Here is a 21598-nt window from a genome sequence, read left to right as displayed (position 1 = left end):
GCCGCGGCGCCCGTCCGGGCCCGGCGGGCGCCATGTTGGCTGTACAACTTTTCGGTCGGTTCATCTGCGGTCCGCCGGTCGGACTCCCCTCGGACACCTGGCGGCATCAGCCTGGCCGCATGAGAGTCATCGTCGTAGGAGCAGGCGTGCTCGGCACCATGCACGCCTGGCAGGCCGTCGAGCGCGGCCACGAGGTCGTCCACCTGGAGCGCGAGGCGGAGGCGCGCGGCGCCTCGGTGCGCAACTTCGGCCTGGTCTGGGTCAGCGGCCGCGCCCGGGGTGAGGAACTGGACACCGCGCTGCGGGCCCGCGAGCTGTGGGAGCGGATCGGCGGGCAGGTCCCCGACCTCGGCTTCCGCGCCAACGGCTCGCTCACCGCGATCCGCACCGAGGCCGAACTCGCGGTCGCCGAGCAGGCGCTGACCCTGCCCGACGCCGCCGCGCGCGGCTACCGGCTGCTCGACGCCGAGCAGACCCGGGCCGCCAACCCCGCCCTGCGCGGCAAGCTGCTCGGTGCCCTGTGGTGCGAGCGGGACGCCGCGGTCGAGCCGCGCACCGCCCAGCCCGCGCTGCGCGCCGCCCTGACCGCCACCGGCCGGTACACCTTCCTGCCCGGGCGCGAGGTCCGCGACGTCGTCGGCGAGAACGCCGTCCGCGACGACCACGGCGACGTCCACACCGGTGACCTGGTGATCCTCTGCACCGGCGCCTGGCTGGGCGGCCTGGTCCGCGAGCTGGCGCCCGAGCTGCCGGTCCGCAAGGTGCGGCTGCAGATGATGCAGACCGACCCGCTGGACGAGCCGATGACCACCTCGGTCGCCGACGGCGACTCCTTCCGCTACTACCCGGCCTTCGCCGGCGACGCCCTGGACCGCCTCCGCGAGGTCCAGCCGCAGCCGCCGGTCGCGGCCGAGCACAAGATGCAGCTGCTGATGGTCCAGCGCCGGGACGGCGGTCTGACCATCGGCGACACCCACGAGTACGACCACCCCTTCGCCTTCGACGTGGTCGAGGACCCGTACGACCACCTGGTCGGCGTGGCCGAGGAACTGCTCGGCCGCCCGCTGCCCCGGGTCCGCCGCCGCTGGGCCGGCGTCTACGCGCAGTGCGTCGACACCACCCGGGTGGTCCACCGCGAGCGTGTCCGCGACGGCGTCTGGCTGGTCACCGGCCCCGGCGGCCGGGGCATGACCTGCTCGCCCGCGATCGCCGAGAAGACCGCCGAACTCGCCAACCTGTAAGTCCGCCAACCTGTAAGTCTGTCGAAGGAATTGAACATGTCGAACGACATCCGCCTGGTCGTCCTGGACATGGCCGGCACCACCGTGGCCGACGGCGGCCTGGTCGAGCGGGCCTTCGGGGCCGCCGCCGGCTCGCTCGGGGTCGAGACCGGCAGTGCCGAGCACGCCACCATGCTGGAGCACGTCCGCGCCACCATGGGCGAGTCCAAGATCTCGGTCTTCCGCCACCTGTTCGGCGAGGAGGAGAAGGCCCAGCGGGCCAACGCCGCCTTCGAGGCCGCGTACCACGACCTCGTCGACGAGGGCCACTGCGCGGCGCTGCCCGGCGCGGCCGAGGCCATCGCCGAACTCCGCGGCCAGGGCCGCAAGGTGGTCCTCACCACCGGCTTCTCCCGGGCCACCCAGGACCGCATCCTGGCCGCCCTCGGCTGGCAGGACATCGCCGACCTCACCCTCTGCCCGGCCGAGGCCGGCCGGGGCCGCCCCTACCCGGACCTCGCGCTCGCCGCGCTGCTGCGCACCGGGACCGACGACGTCCGGCAGGTCGCGGTGTCCGGCGACACCGGTTACGACATGCTGACCGGTGTCCGGGCCGGCGCCTCGGTGGTCGCGGGCGTCCTCACCGGCGCCCACGACGAGCAGCGGCTGCGGGCCGACGGCGCCACCCACGTGCTGAAGTCCGTCGCCGAGCTGCCCGCCCTGCTGGGACCGGTCGGCTGAGCAGTACCCGGGCGGGGGCGCGACGCGAGGCGCGCCCCCGCCCGGGGCATTCGGCGTCCCGGCGCGGGCCGGGGAGGAAGGCCGCCGGCTGGGCGGAGACCGGACCCGGCCCCGGACCGGTGGTCAGCCCGCGGCGAGGAGGGCGGGGAGTTCGCGCATGTCCTCGAAGACGACCGTGCCCGGGCCGGTCAGCCGGGCGGCGGGGGTGAGGCCGCCCGCGTAGCCGAAGGCGCGCATGCCGGCCGCGCGCGCGGCCAGGACGCCCGGGGCGCTGTCCTCGACGACGGCGCAGGCCGACGGCGGCACGCCCATCCGCTGCGCCGCGTGCAGGAAGAGGTCCGGGGCCGGTTTGCCCCGGGCGACCTCGGTGGCGCTGAAGATCCGGCCGGCGAAGCGGTCGAACAGCCCGGTGCGGCCCAGGGTGTGCGCCATCTTCTCGTGCGAGCCGCTGGACGCCACGCAGGTCGGCAGGGTGATCGCGTCGAGCGCCTCCGGCAGGCCGTCGACCGGCTCCAGACCGGCGTCCACCTGCTCGGCGTGCCGGCGCACGAACTCCGCCCACCAGTGGTCGGCGGTCTCCCGGCCGAGCCGCTCGGCGACCTGTTCGTCGATCGAGGCCATCGAGCGGCCGATGAAGCGCTCCACCACCTCCTCCTCGGTGAGCGGCCAGCCGAGTTCGGCGCCGAGGCCGGTCTGCACCCGGGCCGCGATCCGCTCGCTGTCCACCAGGACGCCGTCGCAGTCGAAGATGACGAGCCGTACCGGCCCGGTCGGGATGATCATGCGCGCAGGATAGACCGGTCACGGCCGGTCACGGCCGGGTCGGGTGGGGCCGGTCACGGCCGGGCGGCCCGGGGCGGGAATCCGTGGATCCGGATCGGCCACCTCCGGTACCTTGATCGTCGGCCGGCTCCTCGGAGGGGCCGGGACGATCGAACGGGGGCAGAAATGGCCGAACTGGCCGACAAAGCAGCATTGGTGACGGGTGGTTCGCGGGGCATCGGACGGGCGGTGGCGCTCCGGCTGGCCGCCGGCGGTGCGCTGGTCGTGGTGCACTACGGGGGCAACGCGGAGGCGGCGGAGGAGACCGTGGCCCGGATCGTCGCGAACGGCGGCCGGGCGTTCGCCGTCGGCGCGCGGTTCGGGGAGCCCGGCGCCGTGGAGCGGCTGTTCGAGGGCGTGACCGCGGGGCTGGCGGAGCGCGGGGTGCGGGGCCTGGACATCCTGGTCAACAACGCCGGGATCAGCTCGGGCAGTTCGATCGGGCAGGTCACCGAGGAGGAGTTCAACCGGCTCCTCGCCGTCAACGTGACCACGCCGTTCTTCGTGATCCAGCGCGCGCTGGCGCTGCTGAACGACGGCGGCCGGATCATCAACATGGGTTCCACCGCCAGCCGCTTCGCGGTGTCCACGCAGATCGGCTACACGGTCACCAAGGCGGCGCTGGAGGCGATGGGCCCGTCCCTCGCCAATGAGCTGGGCCTGCGCGGGATCACCGTCAACACGGTGGCGCCCGGCGCGGTGCGGACCGACATGACCGCGGCCTACACCGGGATACCGGAGATCGTCGCGGGCCTGGAGTCGATCACCGCGCTCGGTCGCCTCGGCGAGCCGGAGGACGTCGCCGACGTGGTCGGATTCCTGGCCGGACCGCAGGGCCGCTGGGTGACCGGCCAGACCGTCGACGTCTCGGGCGGTACCTACCTGGGGCCGATCGCCCACGTCTGACCGGTGCGGGGAACGGCGCGCCGGGCGGTGGTCCCACCGCCCGGCGCGTTCGTCGTCACCCGTGCGCGGCCCGGTTCAGTGGCCGCCCTTGAGGTTGAGCACGACCACGCCGACGATGACCAGGGCGAGGCCGATCCACTGCGTCCGCCCCAGCGACTCGCCGAAGGCGACGACGCCGATGCCGGCCACGGCGGCGGTGCCGGCGCCGGACCAGACGGCGTAGGCGATCGAGACCGGTATGTGCTTGAGGGCGCGGCCGAGCAGGGCGAAGGACAGCACGTAGCCGATCGCCACGCCCACGCTGGGCCAGAGCCGGCTGAAACCCTCGGTCAGCTTGAGGCAGCTGGTGGCACAGACTTCACTGATGATCGCCAGGGCGAGGAGTACGTAGGGCACGGAGCATTAAACCCCGGGCACGGCGGTGAGCCGGCCGAGGAGGTCGAGGTCCGCGTGCTCCAGGCTGTCCAGCAGGGTGATCCGGGAGCCGTCCGGGATCGCGGTGCCGGTGGACGGGACGGCGAGCACGGCGCAGCCGGCCGCGGAGGCGGAGGCGACCCCGGTCGGGGTGTCCTCGACGGCGACGCAGGCCGCCGGGTCCAGACCGAGCCGGGCCGCGGCCGCGAGGTACGGGTCCGGGGCGGGCTTGGTGCGCGGGGTGTCCTCGGCGGCCAGGGTCACCGCGAACCAGTCCCGGCCGATGGTGCCCAGCACCATGTCGACCACCCGGCGGGGGGAGGCGGAGACCAGCGCGGTGGGCACCCGGGCGTCGCGCAGCTCGGCCAGCAGGGCGAGCGCGCCGGGGCGGGGGACGGTCTCGGCGGCGACCTTCCCGGCGAAGGAGTCGCCCAGCCGGTCGGCCAGTTCGGCCTCGCTGAGGGCGGTGCCGCTGACCCGGTGGAGGTGGGCGGCGGTGTGCTCGATCGCCTGGCCGAGCACCTCGGGCGCGTCGGCCTCGGTGAGCGGGTGGCGCAGCTCGTCGGCGAGCTCGGCGGCGGCCTCCCACCAGAGGTGCTCGGTGTCGACGAGGGTGCCGTCCATGTCGAAGAGGACGGCGGCGGGTGGGGGAGTTTCAGGCATGGCGGTACCTTCGGTGGTGCACGCGGAGGGTGGACGGGGCGGGCCGGGAGGCCCGGTCCCTGCGGGCGGCCGGGTTCGGCGCGGCGAGGCGCGGGTCGGGTCGGGTGCCGGTCGGGTCGGGTGCCGGTCGGGTGCGGCTCAGACGGTACGCCGGTCGACCAGGACCGGGCGCTCCGGCAGGGTCAGCGCGGCGCGCGAGCCGGCCGGCAGCGCGGCGGCGGTCTCGGTGGGCAGGTCGGCCTTGACCTCGGTGCCGTCGTTCAGGCGGACGGTGAGGCGGGTGACCGCGCCCAGGAAGGACGCCGAGACGACCAGGGCCGGCCCGTGCTCGTCCGGGGTCAGCCGGACGTTCTCCGGGCGGACCAGCACCTGGAGCGGGCCGTCGGCGGGCAGCTCGCCGTCCACGGCGTGGCGGCGGCCGAGCATCTCGACGCCCTCGCCGGAGCGCTCGCAGGGGATGCGGCTCATGGTGCCGACGAACTCGGCGACGAAGGCGGTGGCCGGGCGGGCGTACAGCTCGGCGGGGGCGGCGCACTGCTCGAGCCGGCCGGAGCGCAGGACGGCGACCCGGTCGGCCATCGACAGCGCCTCCTCCTGGTCGTGGGTGACGAACAGGGTGGTGATCCCCAGCTCCTGCTGGAGGCGGCGGATCTCCTCGCGCAGCGACAGCCGCACCTTGGCGTCCAGCGCGGACAGCGGCTCGTCGAGCAGCAGGACGCGCGGCTGGAGGGCGAGCGCGCGGGCGAGCGCGATGCGCTGCTGCTGGCCGCCGGACATCTGGTGCGGGTAGCGGCCGGCGTGCTGCGGCAGACCGACCAGCTCCAGCAGCTCCTGGGCGCGCTTGGTCCGCTCGGCCTTGCCGGCGCCGCGCATCCGCAGGCCGAAGGCGACGTTGTCGGCCGCGGTCAGGTGCGGGAACAGGCTGTAGGACTGGAACACCATGCCGGCGTCGCGCTTGTGCGCGGGGATCGCGGTGATGTCCTTGCCGTCGACCAGGACCTGGCCCGAGTCGTGCTGCTCGAAGCCGGCCAGGATGCGCAGCGCGGTGGTCTTGCCGCAGCCGGACGGGCCGAGCAGGGCGAGCAGCTCACCGGGGTGGACGGTGAGGTCGAGGCCGTCCAGCGCGGTGGTGGCGCCGAAGGTGCGGCGCAGCGAGCGGAACTCGACGGTGGCGCTGCCGGGGGTGACGGGGGCGCCGGTGACGGGGGCGGTGGCCGTGGTCATGATGGGTGACTCCGGGGGGTTTCAGGAGGTGGCGGTCTTGGAGCCGCGCTGACGGCCGACGGAGGCCAGCAGGAGCAGCAGCAGCCAGGTGAGCAGCAGGCTGAGGATGGAGACCGCGACCGACATGTGGGCCTGGCTGTTGCCGACCGAGTAGATCCAGACCGGGAAGGGCTGGAACCCGAGGATCGAGGCGGCGGTGAACTCGCCGAGCACGAGGGCCAGGGTCAGGAACGAGGCGTTGAGCAGCGCGCCGCGCAGGTTCGGCAGGACGACGGTGAACACCGCGCGCGGCCAGCTCGCGCCGCAGTTGCGGGCGGCCTCGACCAGGGTGCGGACGTCCACCGCGCGCAGCCCGGCGTCCAGGGAGCGGTAGGCGAGCGGCAGGGCCATCAGCACGTAGGCGATGACCAGCACCAGCGGGAAGTCCGGGTCCTGGATGAACACGAAGGTCTGGAAGAACGGGGTGTCCATCAGGTAGTCCGGGCCCCAGCGGAGCACGCCGATCATGCCGGCGGTCAGGGCGACCGGGGGGACGACCAGCGGCAGGGTGCAGAGTACGTCGATCACCGGGCGCAGCCGGGGCGCGCCGAGCCGGACCGCGATCAGCGCCGGGACCAGCAGGAGCAGCAGCACCAGCACGGTGACGAGGGCGAGGCCGAGGGTCAGCCAGAGGCTGTCCAGGAAGCCGGGCGCGGAGAGCAGCCCGGTGTAGGCCTCGAAGGAGATGCCCTTGGGCTCGTCGATCGAGAACCAGGCGGAGGCCGCGAGCGGGACCACGAAGTACACGCCGGCGAGCAGCAGCACGGCGCCGCGCCACCAGCGCACCTTCGGCCGGCGGGTGGCCTGGCGGTGGGTGCGGGCGGGGGAGGTCAGCTGAGCCATCGGGCGCTCCGGCGCTGGAGGGGGAGGTACACGGCCATCACCAGGACGGCCACCACGATCATGTTGAGACTGAGGGCGAGGGCGAGGTTGCCCTGGCCGACCAGCACGTTGCCGGAGAGCGCGTCCGCGATCGAGCGGCTGACCAGCGGGACGGTCGCGCCGACCATGGCGGCGGCCGTGGCGTAGGCGGCGAAGGCGCTGCCGAAGAGCAGGACGAAGCCGCCCAGCAGCGAGGGCAGCAGGATCGGCAGCGCGACGTAGCGCCAGTACTGGTAGCCGGTGGCGCGGTTGTTCTGCGCCGCCTCGCGCCACTGGACGCGCAGGCCGTCCAGCGCCGGGGTGATGGTGAGCACCATCAGCGGGATCAGGAAGTACAGGTAGACGATCGTCAGGCCGGTGAAGGTGTACAGCGACCAGCCGTGGTCGGTCAGGTGCAGCAGCTTGGTGATCTCGCCGGCGTTGCCGAGGGTGGCGACGAACGCGAAGGCGAGCGGCAGGCCGCCGAAGTTGGCGAGCACACCGGAGGCGGTGAGCACCGCCTGGCGCAGCCAGCCGCGCTTGGAGGTCACGACCGCCTGGGCGAGCGGCAGGCCGATCAGGGTGGCGAGCAGGGCGGTCAGCGCGGAGAGCTTGAGGCTGCTCAGCATCGAGGTGAGGTAGGCGCCCTGGACGGAGGCCGTCACGTTGTCGAAGGTGAACTGCCCGGCACCGGCCTCCGCGTCGCTGGAGGTGGTGAACGCGCCGATCACGATGGCTACGGCGGGGAGGCCGAAGCCGATCACGAAGAACAGCAGCAGCGGCAGGGTGGCGAGCCACGCGCCGCCGAGGCGGGCGAGCGGTCCGCGCCGCCGGGTGGGGGCGGGGGTGGTGCGTGCGGCGGTGGGCGACGCCCCCGCGCCGCCACCGAGATCGGTGGCGGCGGGGGTGGTCGGCACCGGGGTGGGAGCCGTGGTCATGAGTGCCTTGTCTCAGCCGGATGAGTGGTGTCTCAGCCCGATGGGTGGTGCGTGGCCGGGGCGGGTCAGCCCGCGATGGCCTTGGTCCAGTTCTCGGTGACGACCTTCTTGGCCGCGTTGATCTGGTCCACGCTCGGGAAGTCGGTGAACGGCTTCTCGACGGTCGGCAGCTTGGCGGCCGCGGTGGCGTCCAGGGTGCCGTCCTTCTTCAGGGCCTCGAAGGTGGCCGGGGTGGCGTAACCGCCCAGGAAGAGGTTCTGGCCCTCGGCGCTGAAGAGGTACTCCTGCCACAGGCGCGCGGCGGCCGGGTGCGGGGCCCACTTGTTGATGGCCTGGTTGTAGAACTGGGCGTAGGAGCCGTCGACCGGGATGGAGACCTTCCAGTCGACACCCTTGTCCTTGAACTGGTCGCTGTAACCGGCGTTCAGGTAGGACCAGTCGATCGAGATCGGGGTCTCGCCCTTCTCGATGGTCGCCGGGGTCGACTCGACCGGGTTGAAGTTGCCGGACTGCTTCAGCTTGCCGAAGAAGTCGATGCCGGGCTGGATGTTGTCCAGCGAACCGCCGTTGGCGAGCGCGGCCGCGTAGACGCCGCCGAAGGCCGAGCCGGACTTGGTCGGGTTGCCGTTGAGGGCGACCTGGCCCTTGTACTCCGGCTTGAGCAGGTCCGCGAAGGTCTTCGGGCAGTTGGCGATCTTCTTGGCGTCGCAGCCGATCGAGATGTAGCCGCCGTAGTCGTTGACGCGGGCGCCGGTCGCGTCCTTCATGCTGTCCGGCACCTTGTCGAAGGTGGCGACCTTGTAGGGGGCGAGGATGCCGTCCTTGACCGCCTGCAGGGCGAAGGCGCTGCCCAGGTCGACCACGTCGGGGGCGCGGTCCTGGCCCTTGCGGGAGTTGATCGCGTTGATCTCGTCCTGGCTGGAGCCGTCCGGGTTCTCCTCCTCGACCTCCAGGCCGTACTTGGCCTTGAAGCCGTCGATGATCTTGCCGTAGTTCGCCCAGTCCCGGGGCAGCGTGATGACGTGCAGCTTGCCCTCCTTCTTGGCGGCGGCGACCAGGCCGTCCAGACCGCCGAAGTCGGCGGCGGAGGTGGCGTCCTTGGCGTCCTTGGTACCGGCCTTGGCGGCGTCGCCGGCCTTGGCGGTCGAACCGGCGGAGCCGCAGGCGGAGAGGGAGAGCGCGGCGGCGGTCAGTACGGCCGCGAAGGCGGCGGCGCGGGCGCGGTGCACGGTCACGGGGAAGTCTCCTGTAAAGGGGGCGTACTGCGAGGGGGCGTTCGCGGGGGGTCCGCGGGCCTGCGTCTCGCGAAGGGCGGCGGGCCGGCCGGGTGAGAGGCCGATCGCGTCGTCCGAGTTGACTAGCCAACTTCGCTGACGGGGGTAAGTACGCCGGAGCCCGGTGACGGGAAGGTGAACGGATGGCCCAGAACCGGGGTCGGCTGCGGGAACGGTCGAATCAGATCGCCGGCGGATGATCGCCGGAGTGCGATGCTTCGGGAGCGCAGCGGGATATGGTCGGGCTGTCCGCGCCGGTACGGGCTGCGCAGGACACCGCCCAGGAGGGACATTGACTGACGTGGCACTGGAGCCGGGGCGCCCCGAGGGCCGCCCGACCGGCCCCGCCGGGGCCGAGCGCGCGTCCGGTTCGCTCTACCGCCAGGTCGCCGCCGACCTGCGCGAGGCGATCACCACGGGCGCGTTCGGCGAGGCCGGCCGGCTGCCCGCGGAGGGCGCGCTCGCCGAGCAGTACGGCGTCTCGCGCGGCACCGTCCGCCAGGCCCTCGCCGTGCTGCGCTCGGACGGACTGGTCACCTCGCGCCGGGGCACCCGCCGCGTCGTGCTCGGCACGGCCCGGGTGCAGAGCTTCTCCGAACTGCTCAGCTTCACGCACTGGGCCTACTCGATGGGCGAGGAGCCCGGCGGCATCCTGGACTCGCTGGTCCGCCGCCCGGCCGACGCCGCCGAGCGCGACCAGCTGCGTCTGGAGCCGGGGGACGAGGTCTATGTGACGGTCCGGCTGCGCACCCTCTCCGGCAAGCCGGTGATGGTCGAGCGGACCGTCTACCCGCCCCGGGTCGGCGAGATCGTCGCCGAGCTGCCGCCGGACGTCGTCTCGCACACCGAGGTGCTGCGCGAGCACGGCATCCTGTTCACCGACGCCGACCACACGATCGACATAGTCGCCGCCAACGCGGACGACGCCCGGCTGCTGGGCTGCCGGCGCGGCGGTCCGCTGCTGCGCGAGCGGCGCCGGACCACGGATCCGACCGGCACTCCGGTGGAGTGGTCCCAGGACCGCTACCTGCCCGGCACGGTGGCCTTCAGCATCCACAACTCGCTGGCCACGTCGGCGCTCTCGCGGCACGCGCGGGAGAGCGACTGAGCCGGGGCGGGGTTCCCCGCCCGAACGCCCGGCTGCCGCACCGCCGTTGAAGCGGTGCGGCAGACGGGCGGCACGGTGCGGCAGCGGTGCGCCACGGGGGCGGCAGTGGTGCGGCAGCGGGGCTGTTCGGGTCAGGGCATCAGGGCATCAGCGCATCAGTGCGGCCAGCAGCGGCCGGAAGTGCGTGAAGCCCGGCGTCGCCGCGTCCGCCTCCTTGGCCTCGTCGTCCCAGCGGCGGACCGCCACCGCGTCCTCGGCGCCCGGCCGGGCGGCGAAGGCGGCGGCCTCCTCCTCGGACATCGGACCGCCCTGCACCCGGAGGGTGTACTCCGAGGCCTCGGACAGCCGGGCCCGGTAGTCCGGCTCGACCGCGCACAGGTAGCGCTTGGCCGCCACGTGCAGCCGGACCGGCTCGGTGACCTCCGGGCCGAACCATCGGGCCAGCCAGTCCGCGCCGGTGTGGCTGTGCCGGTTGTCCCGGCCCTCCATCAGGTCCCGCCCGTGCAGGGCGCCCTGGCTGTGCTTGTCGAGAGAGAGATGCCCGACGTCGTGCAGCAGCGCCGCCGCGACCAGGTGCGGGCCGGCACCCCTCGCCTCGGCCAGCGCGCCGGCCTGCAGCATGTGCTCGGCCATGGTGACCGCCTCGCCCAGGTACTCCCCGGCGCCCTCGCCCTCGAACAGCGCGGCCAGTTCGTCCAGCGCGGCCGCACGGCGCTCCAGCACGCTCAGGGTGGAGGACAGCGAGTCCAGGTCGGCGTAGCAGCCCTGGAGGTGGCGCCGGCCGTCCTGGGCGAAGGCCGTCCGGGCGTGCAGCAGCCGGACGTTGTCGAAGATCAGGCAGTCCCCGGGGTCGAGGCGGAACTCCAGCTGCAGCGCCGGGCGCAGGGTGATCGCGGCGAACGCCCGGTAGGCGGCGTAGAAGGCGTCCAGCTCCGCCGCCGGACCGCGCAGGGTCGCGATCGAGCGGTTGTTGAACCGCACCTCGCGGATCCGGCCCAGCGGGTCCACGTCGATCAGCGGGCGGTCGGCGCGCAGCTCGGTGCCCCGGTCGCGGAACACGAACGGCACCGGGGTGCGGGTCAGCACCGCGAAGTGCCCGGGCGCCTCCGCGCGCAGCAGCGCCGCCGCCCGGAAGCCGTCCACCAGGCCGGAGTCGCCTCCGGTGGCCGAGTTCTCCAGGCAGTGCAGCAGTTGGAGGGTGGGCACCGGGTCCCGGTACGGGTTGTCGGAGTGCGGGGTGATCGCGGCGCTGGTGAAGGCGAGGTTGTTCGGGTCCGGCTCGACCCGGACGTCGAACAGCTCGCCGTAGTTGGTGACCCGCACGTACCCGAAGGTCTCCGCGACCGCCAGCACCTGCCGCTCCACCACCGGGACGCCGCGCAGCACCGCGAAGCCGGAGCGGCGGACGGCGGCCAGCACGGCGGCCTTCTCGGCCGGGTCGGCCAGGTAGTCGTCCCAGTGGGCCTCCGGGATGCCGCGGGCGAAGTCGGCGGCGGCCCACAGCTGCTTGCCGCTCTCGGTGCGGCCGTCCTCCCCGGCCTCCTCGGCCAGCCACCCGACGGGGTAGCGCGAGCGGTGCCCGTCCGACCAGAGCACCTCCAGGTGGCCGTCCAGCTCGGCCCGCGCGGCGATCGCCAGATCGTCCGGCAGCTCGGTGATCTGGAACAGCTTCTGCCCGTTGCGCGGGTCGCGGCACTCGGTGCAGGGGCAGTTGTCGCGCAGCCAGTACGGCGACAGCTCGGCGGTGGTGGTCATGCTCTTCTCCTCGGCGGCCCGGAGGTGGGGGGTCGAAGTTGTACAGACAACTTCTCCGTCGTGCGGGAGCCTGCCCGGGGTCGGTGAGGTCCCGGTGCCGGGGGAGTGAACGGCTCGGGAACACTGCCCGGCCGGGGAGCGCGCGCACCCGGCCCGGCGGCCCGTCGTCAGCGGCCGTACGGGAGCCGCCGGAGCACCCACCAGGCGGCGAGCGCCGGAGTGGTGGCCGCCGCGAGGGCCAGCAGCCAGCCCAGGGCGGTCGGCGGCCACGCGTACACCACCAGCAGGTCGAGGCCGACGCCCAGGGCCAGCAGTCCGGCGACCGGCAGGTGCACGCCGGGGGCGAAGTCCCGCAGCCGGCCGACCGTCTCGCGCCCGGAGACCAGCGTGCCCGCGCCGAAGACCGAGCCGAGCAGGCCGAGGACCAGGATCCAGAGCCCGGCGATCCCGCTCATCGCGCCGTAACGGTGCGCGCGGGCGCCGAGTCCGAGGTCGTTCGCGGCGAACATCAGCGAGACCGAGTCCCCCGGTTCCGGCTCGTCCAGCGTCTCCACCCGGTCCAGGGTCAGTCGTCGGGGCTCGCCGTCCGACCACGGCACGGCCAGCACCATCGGCGCGCTCCAGACCTGGTGGTCGTTGATGTTGACGCCGGTGCGCCGGGGTGTGCCGAGCACCTCGGCTATCTCCACCGTGTACAGGCCGCCGCCCGCGCGCAGGACCCGCTGGGTCCAGCGGCCCTCGGCGCCGTCCGGGCCGACCGCCTGGGCCAGGGCGGCGGTCGGCCCGAGGGCGAGCGCGACGCCCAGCAGGGCGGCGGCGGTCCGGCCGGGGGCGGCGGGCGGCCGCTTGTCCAGGACGGGTCCGAAGGTCGCGCGCCGGATCCGTTCACGCCCGACCTGCTCGCGCCGGCGTGTCACCGCCGAGACCGCCAGCCAGCCGAGGGCGCAGGCCGTCGTCACCAGCAGCGGCAGCAGCCTGGCCCGGGCCGACAGCGCCACCGCGCTCGGGCTCACCGCGGGCAGCAGAGCCCACACTTCGGTGACGAGGACGCCGATCAGGGTCAGCCACCCGGTCGTTCTGGTCCATACCGTCGACATTCGCGCTCCCCCTGTGATCAAGATCGGAGCGCGAGCGTAGCGGGCCGTGGCGGCGGCCGGGTGGCTGCCGGGTGGCGGTGACCGGGTGACGTCGGCCGGGTTCCGGATGACGTCCGCGGTGCGGCGGTCAGGCGGTGAGCGCCCCGTCCCAGGCGGCGTCCGCCGCGGTGAGGGCGGGGGCGGCGTCCGCGCCGGTCGCGGTGGCGAGGGCGGTCAGGGTGGCGCGGACGGTGCCGAGGTCCGCGGCGGCGCCGTAGTGGTTCACCCGCAGCATCGTGGCGGCCAGCGCCCCGCCGCCGGCCTGGACCGGGAGCGACGGGTCCAGCCGCAGCAGTTCGCGGGCGAGGCCGGTGGCGTCCAGGCCGTCCGGGACGCGCAGGGTGGTGGCGACCGGCGCGGCGTGCGCGTCGTCCGGGACGAAGGGGGCGAGCGTGCCGAGCGCCCGGACGCCCGCGCGGGTGGCGGCCGCCGCCGCCCGGTGGCGGGCGATCACGGTGTCCGGGCCGTCGGCCGCGATCCGGTCCAGGCAGGCGCCGAGCGCCAGCATCTCCAACTGCGCGGGCGCGTGCGGCAGGACGGTGCGCCCGGCGTCCGTCCAGCGCTCCTTCCAGTCCAGCAGCGAGAGGTAGGAGCGGCGCGGGGCGGCCGGGTTGGCGGCGATCCGCTCCCAGGCCCGGGCGGAGACCGAGACCGCCGAGACACCGGCCGGGCCGCCCATCGCCTTCTGCCCGCCGATCACGCACAGGTCCACGCCCCAGGCGTCGGTCAGCAGCGGCTCGGCGGCCACCGAGGCGACCGCGTCCACCATCAGCAGCGCGCCGTGCTCGCGCACCACGGCGGCGATCTCCGCGACCGGGTTGGTGTTGCCGGTGGCGGCCTCGGCGTGCACCAGCGAGACGAAGTCGATCGAGGGCTCGGCCGCGAGCGCCTCGGCGACCTGCTCGGCGCTCACCGCGGTGTCGAACGGCACGGCCAGGTCGACCACCTCGGCGCCGCAGTCGCGCAGCCAGTCGCCGAAGGTCCGGCCGTAGGGGCCGGTGACGATGTTGAGCGCGGTCGAGCCCGGGTGCGCGGCGCCGCGGATCGCCGCCTCCAGCGGCAGCAGTGCCTCGCCCTGGGTGACGACGACGTCGGCGGTGGTGTGCAGCAGTGCGGCGACCTTGTCCTCGATCGCCGCGAACTCGGCGGCGGTGAGCGGGGGCAGGTCGAGGAAGGGGCTCACGGTCTCGGGGCCTTTCGCGGGGAGGGGCCGGCGGGGGTGGTCGGATCGGTACCGGCCCGAACGAGTCTGCCTCAGATTCGCCGCCCGCAGGGAACGGCGCCGTCGGTAGAGTGCGGCCATGAGCGATGGCGCGGTGCTGCACGTCCGTGGTCGGGTGCTGGTGGGGCCGGAGGACGTCCGGGACGAACTCTGGGTGGTCGACGGCCGGGTGACCTTCTCCCGGCCGGCCGCCGTCGGGCTCGGGGACGGGGCCGGGGCCGGGTCCGGGGACGTCCGGACGGTCGAGGGCTGGGTGCTGCCGGGGCTGGTGGACGCGCACTGCCACGTCGGCCTGGACGCGCACGGCGCGGTCGACGCCGCCACCAGCGAGAAGCAGGCGATCACCGACCGCGACACCGGGACCCTGCTGATCCGCGACGCCGGGTCGGCCGCGGACACCCGCTGGATCGACGAGCGGGAGGACCTGCCGCGGATCATCCGGGCCGGTCGGCACATCGCCCGCACCCGCCGCTACATCCGCAACTACGCGCACGAGATCGAGCCCGGCGACCTCGCCGCCTACGTCCGGGCCGAGGCCCGGCGCGGCGACGGCTGGGTCAAGCTGGTCGGCGACTGGATCGACCGGGAGCACGGCGACCTCACCGCCTGCTGGCCCGGCGACGCGCTCGCCGAGGCGATCGCGGCGGCGCACGAGGAGGGCGCGCGGGTCACCGCGCACTGCTTCGCCGCCGAGTCGCTGCCGGACCTGCTGGCGGCCGGGATCGACTGCGTCGAGCACGCCACCGGGCTGACCGAGGAACTGGTCCCGGTGTTCGCCGAGCGCGGGGTCGCGATCGTCCCGACGCTCGTCAACATCGCCACCTTCCCGCAGCTGGCGGCCGGCGGGGAGGCCAAGTTCCCCGCCTGGGCGGCCCACATGCGCCGGCTGCACGAGCGCCGCTACGACACGGTGGGCGCCGCGCACGACGCGGGCATCCCGATCTACGTGGGCACGGACGCGGGCGGCTCGCTGGCCCACGGCCTGGTCGCGGCGGAGGTCGCCGAGCTGGTGAAGGCCGGGCTCGCCCCGGCCGAGGCGCTCTCGGCGGCGAGCTGGGGTGCGCGGGCCTGGCTGGGGCGGCCCGGTCTGGAGGAGGGCGCCCCGGCGGACTTCGTGGTGTACGCGGAGGACCCGCGCGCCGACGTCCGGGTGCTGGCCGATCCGCGGCTGGTGGTGCTGCGCGGCCGCCCGGTGGCCTGAACGGAGCCGCCGCGGCCCGGGGCGGCGGTCGTGGTGAACGGGGTGTCCGAGTAGGCCGATAGGGTTACGCCCATGGCACCGCGTCCACTGAACGAGATCGTCGAGCCCGGGTGGGCCACCGCGCTGGAGCCGGTGGCCGGGCGGGTCGCCGCCATGGGCGACTTCCTCCGCGCCGAGCTGGCCGCAGGCCGCACCTATCTGCCCTCCGGACCGAACGTGCTGCGCGCCTTCCAGCAGCCCTTCGCCGACGTCCGGGTGCTGATCGTCGGCCAGGACCCCTATCCGACGCCCGGTCACGCCGTCGGTCTCAGCTTCTCGGTGGGGGAGGACGTCCGTCCGATCCCGGCCAGTCTGATCAACATCTTCCAGGAGTACGGCAGCGACCTCGGCCTGCCGCAGCCGTCCAACGGCGACCTCACCCCGTGGACGCGGCAGGGCGTGCTGCTGCTGAACCGGGCCCTGACCACCGCCCCGCGCAAGCCCGCCGCGCACCGCGGCAAGGGCTGGGAGGAGGTCACCGAGCAGGCGATCCGTGCCCTGACGGCGCGCGGCGGCCCGCTGGTGGCGATCCTGTGGGGCCGGGACGCGCGCAACCTGCGCCCGCTGCTGGGCGAGATCCCGGCGATCGAGTCCGCGCACCCGAGCCCGTACTCGGCGAGCGGCGGCTTCTTCGGCTCCCGCCCGTTCAGCCGGGCCAACGAACTGCTGGTCCGGCAGGGCGCCCAGCCCGTCGACTGGCGGCTGCCGTAGTCCCGGCCGTCCCTGTAGCAGACCCTGGTCACCGCGGAGCGTCAACATCACCCCAACGGGTGAAATGACTCTCTGTATGACTCGTATGACGGATCGTTTGAGAAGACTGGCGGCTCATCCAATTCCTGTCGTTGGTCATGGGGTACCGCCATGTCTTCTCGCTCCGCCCGCCGAATCGTTTCCGCAACCGCCGCCGTCGCCGTCTGCACACTGCTCACCGTTCCGACCGCCACCGCCGCCCCCGGGGCTCCGGGGGCCGGGGCCCCCGCGACTCCGTCCCCCGGCAAGGCGCGGGCCGTCACCGCCGAACTCGACCTGGACGTCAAGCTGCTGAACAATGCGGTGGACGTGCCGGTGAACGTCTCGCTGAACAAGGTGGAGTCCCCGGCGCAGCGCGACGGCACCGTGCTCACCGCCAAGGTCGACGGTGTCGACCAGTCCGGCCCGGTCACCCTGGTCAAGGCCGACGTCGGCAAGTCGGTGACCAGGACGGACGCCAAGGGTGCCACCGCCTCCGTGACCCTGGCCGACGCCGATGTGCACGCCCCCGGCCTGCCCGGGACCACCCTGCTGGGTCTGGAGGCGCTCACCGCCACCGCCACCTGTCCGGTCGACGGGCAGCCGACCGCCGACGTGGTGGCCCCCGCCAAGCTCACCGTGCTCGGCAAGTCCGTCAGCGTCGGCCTGTACGGGCCGACCAAGGTGGACGTGCCGCTGGTCGGCAGCGTCTCGGTGGAGTTCTCCAAGAAGACCACCACCTCGACCACGGCCGCGGCCTCGGCACTGGAGGTGCAGGTGGCGGTGGACCCGCTCAACCTCAATGTCGCCAAGGTGACCGGCACCATCAGGATCGCCTCGGTGAGCTGCGAGAAGCCGGTGCCGGCCGTGCCCACCGCCACGCCCAGCGCGGCGCCGACACCCTCGGAGGCCGCCCCCACCGTGACCCCGGCCGCCCAGCCCGTCGTGGACGTCACTCCCTCCGGTGCCCCGTCCGCCGCCCCCGGGACGGGCCGCGCCGCCGCCCCGCAGGCGGCCACCGCGACCCCCTCCGCCCGCCGGACCGGCGCCGGCACCTCCTCCGCCGCGCCGGACCACCTGGCGTCCACCGGCGGCAACGACGCCACCGCCCCGCTCGCCGCCGGGGCCGCGGCGCTGGTGGCCGGGGGCGCCGTCGCCCTCTGGGGCACCCGTCGCCGCCGCGCGGTCGCGGCCCACGCCCGCCGCCACTGACAACCCCGGGGTCTCCAGGCGTGCGGGAGTGCCACCTGCGGCACTCCCGCACCGTGACCGTGCCAATGCGGACGGTTGGTTCACATGCGCGTTACATGAGAGGAACAACCGGGAAACGGCGCCTTGCAACGCTACGCGGGCACCCACCACCCAGTTTGCGAGGTACACCGCCGTGGCAATCAAGGCCGAGTACATCTGGATCGACGGCACCAAGCCGACCGCCAAGCTCCGCTCCAAGACTCGTGTCCTGCCGAACGCGGACAAGATCCCCACCTGGGGCTTCGACGGTTCCTCGACCAACCAGGCCGAGGGTCACGCCTCGGACCGCGTGCTCGAGCCGGTCCGGGTCGTCAAGGACCCGATCCGCGGCGGCGACCACATCCTGGTCCTCTGCGAGGTCAACGAGACCGACGGCACCCCGCACGAGTCCAACACCCGCGCCCTGCTGCGCTCCGTCGCCGAGCAGTACGCGGACCAGGAGTCGATCTTCGGCATCGAGCAGGAGTACACCTTCTTCAAGGGCTCCCGCCCGCTCGGCTTCCCCGAGGGCGGCTTCCCGGCCCCGCAGGGCGGCTACTACTGCGGTGTCGGCGCCGAGGAGGTCTTCGGCCGCGAGATCGTCGAGCTGCACCTGGACCGCTGCATCGACGCGGGCCTCGCCATCTGCGGCATCAACGCCGAGGTCATGCCCGGCCAGTGGGAGTTCCAGATCGGCCCGGTCGACGCCCTGACCGTCTCCGACGACATGTGGATCGCCCGCTACCTGCTCTACCGCACCGCCGAGGAGTTCGGCATCGACGCCACCCTCGACGCGAAGCCGGCCCGCGGCGACTGGAACGGTGCGGGCGCGCACACCAACTTCTCCACCAAGGCGATGCGCGAGGGCTACGACGCGATCATCACCGCCTGCGAGTCGCTCGGCGCCTCCCAGGAGCTGGTCCTGGAGCACGTCAGCCAGTACGGCGACGACATCCAGTCCCGCCTGACCGGCAAGCACGAGACCGCCCCGTGGAACGTCTACTCCTACGGTGTCTCGGACCGCGGCGCCTCGGTCCGCATCCCGTGGCAGGTCGAGGTCGACCAGAAGGGTTACATCGAGGACCGTCGGCCGAACGCCAACGTCGACCCCTACGTCGTCACCCGCCTGCTGATCAACACCTGCTGCGCCGCCCTGGAGAAGGCCGGCCAGGTCTGATCCACGGCGGTCCGCCGCCGGTGGTACCGCGTACGCCCGCAGGGCCTCCCCGAGCAACGGGGGAGGCCCTGCGGGCGTTTCCGGCGTGGTGCTCCACGCCACTGCGTCAGCGCACCGTTCCACCGCAGTGCCTCACGACACTGCTTCACAGCACTGCTTCACTGCTGGCCGAGGATCATCCACTTCTCCGGCTTCGCCATCGGTTCGAAGCCGACCTTCGCGTAGACGGGGTGGGCGTCGGCGGTGGCGAGCAGGAGGCGGCGCAGGCCGTAGGGGGCGAGGTGGTCGCGGGCGGCGGCGGCGAGGGCGGTGCCGAGGCCCCGGCCGCGGGCCGCCGGGGCGATGTAGACGTCGCAGAGCCAGGCGAAGGTGGCGAAATCGGTGACCACCCGGGCGTAGCCGAGCTGACTGCCGGAAGCGCTCTCGTAGACGCCGAAGTTGAGCGAGCCGGCGATGGCGAGGTCCTGCTTCTCGCGGCTGCGGCCGAGGGCCCAGTAGGCGTCCTCGGACAGCCACCGGTGGATCAGGGCGGCGTCGAGGCGCGCGGGGTCGGTGGAGATCTCGTAGCCGTCCGGCAGTTCCGTGGTCATGGCCGGATCCAAGCAGAGGAGCCGGTGCCCGGACCAGCGATTACCGGGCCGCCTCGGGGCCGGTGATCGCCGGTCCGGGCACCGGCCCGGAGGCGGCCCGGGCCCGTCAGTGGACCGGCACGGCCTCCGCGGGCCGGCTGTGCCAGTTGGTGACGATCGGCTTGTCCACGTTGGTCGGGCCGATCGGCAGGCTGACCGGGTCCGGGTCCGGGGTGGTGATGCCGACGATCACGTCGTTGAACTGGATCGCCTGGTTGTCCTTGGTGGTCTTGGTCATGACGCCCGCGTAGGCGGCCTCCGACCCGCTGAGCTTGATCGGCTGGGCGGCGGTCTGCTCGGCCTTGGCCGCCTCGATGCCGCCCGAGCCGAAGGCGATCACGGGGCGGGCGGGCAGGGTGCAGGTGACGCCGGGCTTGGCCTTGGCGGTGATCAGGACGTAGCCGCCCGCCTGGGACTCGACCTTGGCGGTGAGGACGAGGTCCTTGGCGCCGCAGGTGCCGGCGGCCTGGGCCGGGGTGGAGGGCTTCCCCGTAACGGGCGCGGCCGCGGTGGCGGGAGCGGAGGCCGGAGCCGGGGTGGTGGCCGGGGTGGTGGCGGGCGCGGGCGTGGTCGCCGGGGCCGCGGTGGCGGGGGCGGCGGCCGTCGTGGCCGGGCCGGACGCGGCGGGGGCGGGGTCGCTGTTCTCCGGCCCGCAGGCGGTGGCGGTGGCGGCGAGGGCCGCGACGGCGACGGCGGTGAGAACGAGACGGCGCGGGCGCATGGCGGATCCCCCAGGGTTGTGACCGCCGGTGTCGCTCACCGGCGCAGGACGACCGTACGCCGGGGACGTTCACGGTCCGGTGCGGGAAATATCCCGATTCTGTTCCGGACCGCCCCGGGCCCTCCCGCCCGCCGTAAAAAAGATGGTCAAGAAGGCCGTCGCGCGGGACCATTCGCGACATGACCACCCTCCCGCTGCTCCTCCTCGACGTCGACGGCCCGCTGAACCCGTTCGCCGCCCAGCCGCCGGAACAGCCCGCCGGATACGGCACCCACCACGTCCGCCCGGACTTCCTGCTGGCGCGCTTCCCCGGCCGGCCGACCGGGGAGATCGAGCCGATCCGGCTCTGGATCAACCCCGACCACGGCCCCCGGCTGCTCGACCTGCCCTTCGAACTGGTCTGGGCGACCGCCTGGAAGGGCGAGGCCAACACCTGGATCGGCCCGCTCGTCGGCCTGCCCGAACTCCCGTTCATCGCCTGGCCGAAGATGTTCCACGAGGACCCGGACGGCCTGCACTGGAAGACCAGGGTCCTGGTCGAGTGGGCGGCCGGGCGGCCCTTCGTCTGGGTGGACGACGAGCTGGGACCGCAGGACACCGAGTGGATAGCCGCCAACCACCCGGGCCCGGCGGCGACGTTCCGGATCCACCCCGGGCTCGGCCTGCGGGCCGAGGACTTCGACACGCTGCGGGAGTGGGCGCGGACCGAGGCGGGGGCCTGAGCGCCGTGCCGGCCGCCACGGTGGAGCGGCTGTGCCGGTACCCGGTGAAGTCGATGCTCGGCGAGGAGCTCCGCGAGGCGGAGGTGTCGGAACGCGGTGTCGCCGGCGACCGGGCGTGGGCGCTGCTGGACGTCGGCACCGGCCGGGTGGCGAGCGCCAAGAACCCCCGGCTGTGGGCGGCCGTGCTCGGGTTCACGGCGGTCACCGGGCCGGGCGGCCGGGTGACCGTCCTCGACCGGGACGGGGAGGCCGTCGACGAGGGCGGACTCTCGGAGCGGCTGGGCCGCAAGGTCCGGCTGGTGGACGTGCCGCCGCCGGGAGCGAGCGTCGAACGGTCCGTCCCGGAGGAGGTGCTGGCCCACGGCGTGGGTGCCGAGGTCGGCTTCACCGTCAGTGAGTTGGGGCGCGGTGCGCCGTCCGGCACCTTCTTCGACTTCGCGCCGCTCCACCTGCTCACCACGGCCGCGCTCGCCGCCGCGGACGCGCCCGCGGCGGCGGCCCGGCGGTACCGCCCCAACCTGGTGCTGCGGACGCCCGGCGGCGTCTCCGGTTTCGTCGAGAACGGCTGGGTGGAGGGGGAGTTGGCGGTCGGGCCGGAGCTGCGCCTGCACGTCCTGGCCGCGACGCCGCGGTGCGCCGTCCCCACTCTCGCGCACGGGCCGGGACTGCCGCGCTCGGCGGCGGCGCTGCGGGTGCTCGCGGAGCGCAACCGGGTGGTGCCGTTGCCGGGCATGTCGGCGCTGCCCTGCCTGGGGGTGTACGCCCGGGTGCTGCGGCCCGGGCGGGTGCGGGTCGGGGACCGGGTCGGGCCGGTGTCCTGAGAGGAC

The 21598-nt window shown here is 74.0% G+C and carries 22 protein-coding genes; 10 read left to right on the top strand and 12 right to left on the bottom strand.

Annotated features, from left to right (window positions below; translation table 11 throughout):
* Nucleotides 1-119 precede the first annotated feature (119 nt).
* Together ACIPYS_RS13820 and ACIPYS_RS13815 are read left to right on the top strand one after the other, a co-directional pair.
* Nucleotides 120-1241 (top strand): TIGR03364 family FAD-dependent oxidoreductase, encoded by a 1122-nt coding sequence (locus ACIPYS_RS13820; RefSeq protein WP_400746048.1) that lies wholly within the window; start codon nucleotides 120-122, stop codon nucleotides 1239-1241.
* 36 nt (nucleotides 1242-1277) lie between these two features.
* Entirely contained in the window at nucleotides 1278-1961 is a 684-nt protein-coding gene (locus ACIPYS_RS13815) for a phosphonatase-like hydrolase (RefSeq protein WP_093860062.1), read from the top strand.
* 123 nt (nucleotides 1962-2084) lie between these two features.
* On the opposite strand, the gene ACIPYS_RS13810 is transcribed toward ACIPYS_RS13815, so the two are convergent.
* Nucleotides 2085-2744 carry an HAD family hydrolase gene (locus ACIPYS_RS13810; RefSeq protein ID WP_400746046.1) on the bottom strand — a complete coding sequence of 220 codons (660 nt, stop codon included), beginning with the start codon at nucleotides 2742-2744 and terminating at the stop codon, nucleotides 2085-2087.
* A gap of 165 nt (nucleotides 2745-2909) precedes the next feature.
* Here ACIPYS_RS13810 and ACIPYS_RS13805 point away from each other — a divergent pair, with 165 nt between their 5' ends.
* On the top strand, nucleotides 2910-3689 hold the full coding sequence (locus ACIPYS_RS13805; protein ID WP_093860060.1) for an SDR family oxidoreductase: 780 nt from the start codon (nucleotides 2910-2912) through the stop codon (nucleotides 3687-3689).
* A 75-nt stretch (nucleotides 3690-3764) separates the two neighbouring features.
* Here ACIPYS_RS13805 and ACIPYS_RS13800 read toward each other — a convergent pair whose 3' ends face one another.
* From ACIPYS_RS13800 to ACIPYS_RS13775, 6 genes are all read right to left on the bottom strand, one after another.
* Complete coding sequence (locus ACIPYS_RS13800; protein ID WP_093860059.1) at nucleotides 3765-4085, bottom strand: multidrug efflux SMR transporter; 321 nt, start codon at nucleotides 4083-4085, stop codon at nucleotides 3765-3767.
* 6 nt (nucleotides 4086-4091) lie between these two features.
* Nucleotides 4092-4766, bottom strand: coding sequence for an HAD family phosphatase (locus ACIPYS_RS13795; RefSeq protein ID WP_093860058.1), 675 nt, complete (start codon nucleotides 4764-4766; stop codon nucleotides 4092-4094).
* Between the two features lie 138 nt (nucleotides 4767-4904).
* Nucleotides 4905-5990, bottom strand: a complete 1086-nt coding sequence (locus ACIPYS_RS13790) for an ABC transporter ATP-binding protein (RefSeq protein ID WP_400746043.1) — start codon at nucleotides 5988-5990, stop codon at nucleotides 4905-4907.
* Between the two features lie 21 nt (nucleotides 5991-6011).
* A complete protein-coding gene (locus tag ACIPYS_RS13785; protein ID WP_093860056.1) occupies nucleotides 6012-6872 on the bottom strand; it encodes an ABC transporter permease in 861 nt (286 codons plus the stop codon).
* A complete protein-coding gene (locus tag ACIPYS_RS13780; RefSeq protein WP_400746041.1) occupies nucleotides 6860-7828 on the bottom strand; it encodes an ABC transporter permease in 969 nt (322 codons plus the stop codon). The genes ACIPYS_RS13785 and ACIPYS_RS13780 overlap by 13 nt, the downstream gene beginning before the upstream one ends.
* Nucleotides 7829-7893: 65 nt before the next feature.
* Nucleotides 7894-9063, bottom strand: a complete 1170-nt coding sequence (locus ACIPYS_RS13775) for an ABC transporter substrate-binding protein (protein ID WP_400746039.1) — start codon at nucleotides 9061-9063, stop codon at nucleotides 7894-7896.
* 340 nt (nucleotides 9064-9403) lie between these two features.
* Here ACIPYS_RS13775 and ACIPYS_RS13770 point away from each other — a divergent pair, with 340 nt between their 5' ends.
* Nucleotides 9404-10210: a GntR family transcriptional regulator gene (locus tag ACIPYS_RS13770; protein WP_231978744.1), complete on the top strand. Its 807-nt coding sequence runs from the start codon at nucleotides 9404-9406 to the stop codon at nucleotides 10208-10210.
* 147 nt (nucleotides 10211-10357) lie between these two features.
* Here the strand turns inward: ACIPYS_RS13770 and ACIPYS_RS13765 are convergent, their stop codons facing one another.
* The 3 genes from ACIPYS_RS13765 to ACIPYS_RS13755 form a co-directional block, all read right to left on the bottom strand.
* Nucleotides 10358-11965 carry a phosphonate degradation HD-domain oxygenase gene (locus ACIPYS_RS13765; protein ID WP_400746037.1) on the bottom strand — a complete coding sequence of 536 codons (1608 nt, stop codon included), beginning with the start codon at nucleotides 11963-11965 and terminating at the stop codon, nucleotides 10358-10360.
* 167 nt (nucleotides 11966-12132) lie between these two features.
* Nucleotides 12133-13062, bottom strand: a complete 930-nt coding sequence (locus ACIPYS_RS13760) for a hypothetical protein (protein WP_400746035.1) — start codon at nucleotides 13060-13062, stop codon at nucleotides 12133-12135.
* Between the two features lie 127 nt (nucleotides 13063-13189).
* Entirely contained in the window at nucleotides 13190-14284 is a 1095-nt protein-coding gene (locus ACIPYS_RS13755; protein WP_400746033.1) for a pyridoxal-phosphate-dependent aminotransferase family protein, read from the bottom strand.
* A 118-nt stretch (nucleotides 14285-14402) separates the two neighbouring features.
* On the opposite strand from ACIPYS_RS13755, the gene ACIPYS_RS13750 reads away from it, so the two are divergent.
* The 4 genes from ACIPYS_RS13750 (at nucleotide 14403) to glnII (ending at nucleotide 18699) form a co-directional block, all read left to right on the top strand.
* The gene (locus ACIPYS_RS13750; RefSeq protein ID WP_093860049.1) at nucleotides 14403-15524 is read left to right on the top strand and encodes an amidohydrolase family protein; all 1122 of its coding nucleotides are present in this window, start codon (nucleotides 14403-14405) and stop codon (nucleotides 15522-15524) included.
* A gap of 72 nt (nucleotides 15525-15596) precedes the next feature.
* Nucleotides 15597-16274 (top strand): uracil-DNA glycosylase, encoded by a 678-nt coding sequence (locus tag ACIPYS_RS13745; protein WP_093860048.1) that lies wholly within the window; start codon nucleotides 15597-15599, stop codon nucleotides 16272-16274.
* A 150-nt stretch (nucleotides 16275-16424) separates the two neighbouring features.
* Complete coding sequence (locus tag ACIPYS_RS13740) at nucleotides 16425-17504, top strand: LAETG motif-containing sortase-dependent surface protein (RefSeq protein ID WP_400746031.1); 1080 nt, start codon at nucleotides 16425-16427, stop codon at nucleotides 17502-17504.
* Between the two features lie 172 nt (nucleotides 17505-17676).
* Nucleotides 17677-18699 carry a glutamine synthetase GlnII gene (gene glnII / locus ACIPYS_RS13735; RefSeq protein ID WP_093860046.1) on the top strand — a complete coding sequence of 341 codons (1023 nt, stop codon included), beginning with the start codon at nucleotides 17677-17679 and terminating at the stop codon, nucleotides 18697-18699.
* Between the two features lie 158 nt (nucleotides 18700-18857).
* Here glnII and ACIPYS_RS13730 read toward each other — a convergent pair whose 3' ends face one another.
* Complete coding sequence (locus tag ACIPYS_RS13730; RefSeq protein ID WP_400746030.1) at nucleotides 18858-19289, bottom strand: GNAT family N-acetyltransferase; 432 nt, start codon at nucleotides 19287-19289, stop codon at nucleotides 18858-18860.
* Nucleotides 19290-19395: 106 nt separating this feature from the next.
* Nucleotides 19396-20049, bottom strand: a complete 654-nt coding sequence (locus ACIPYS_RS13725) for a DUF4232 domain-containing protein (protein ID WP_093860044.1) — start codon at nucleotides 20047-20049, stop codon at nucleotides 19396-19398.
* Between the two features lie 179 nt (nucleotides 20050-20228).
* Between ACIPYS_RS13725 and ACIPYS_RS13720 the strand changes: the two genes are divergently transcribed.
* Nucleotides 20229-20771, top strand: a complete 543-nt coding sequence (locus ACIPYS_RS13720) for a hypothetical protein (RefSeq protein ID WP_093860043.1) — start codon at nucleotides 20229-20231, stop codon at nucleotides 20769-20771.
* Complete coding sequence (locus ACIPYS_RS13715) at nucleotides 20744-21592, top strand: MOSC N-terminal beta barrel domain-containing protein (protein WP_231978532.1); 849 nt, start codon at nucleotides 20744-20746, stop codon at nucleotides 21590-21592. Before ACIPYS_RS13720 ends, ACIPYS_RS13715 begins: the two co-directional genes overlap by 28 nt.
* Nucleotides 21593-21598: the final 6 nt, after the last annotated feature.

The sequence above is a fragment of the Kitasatospora sp. NPDC089913 genome (assembly GCF_044748625.1).
Classification (GTDB): domain Bacteria; phylum Actinomycetota; class Actinomycetes; order Streptomycetales; family Streptomycetaceae; genus Kitasatospora.
The sequence above is the reverse complement of the archived record's forward strand: the minus strand, read 5'-3'. Positions and strand labels throughout refer to the sequence as shown.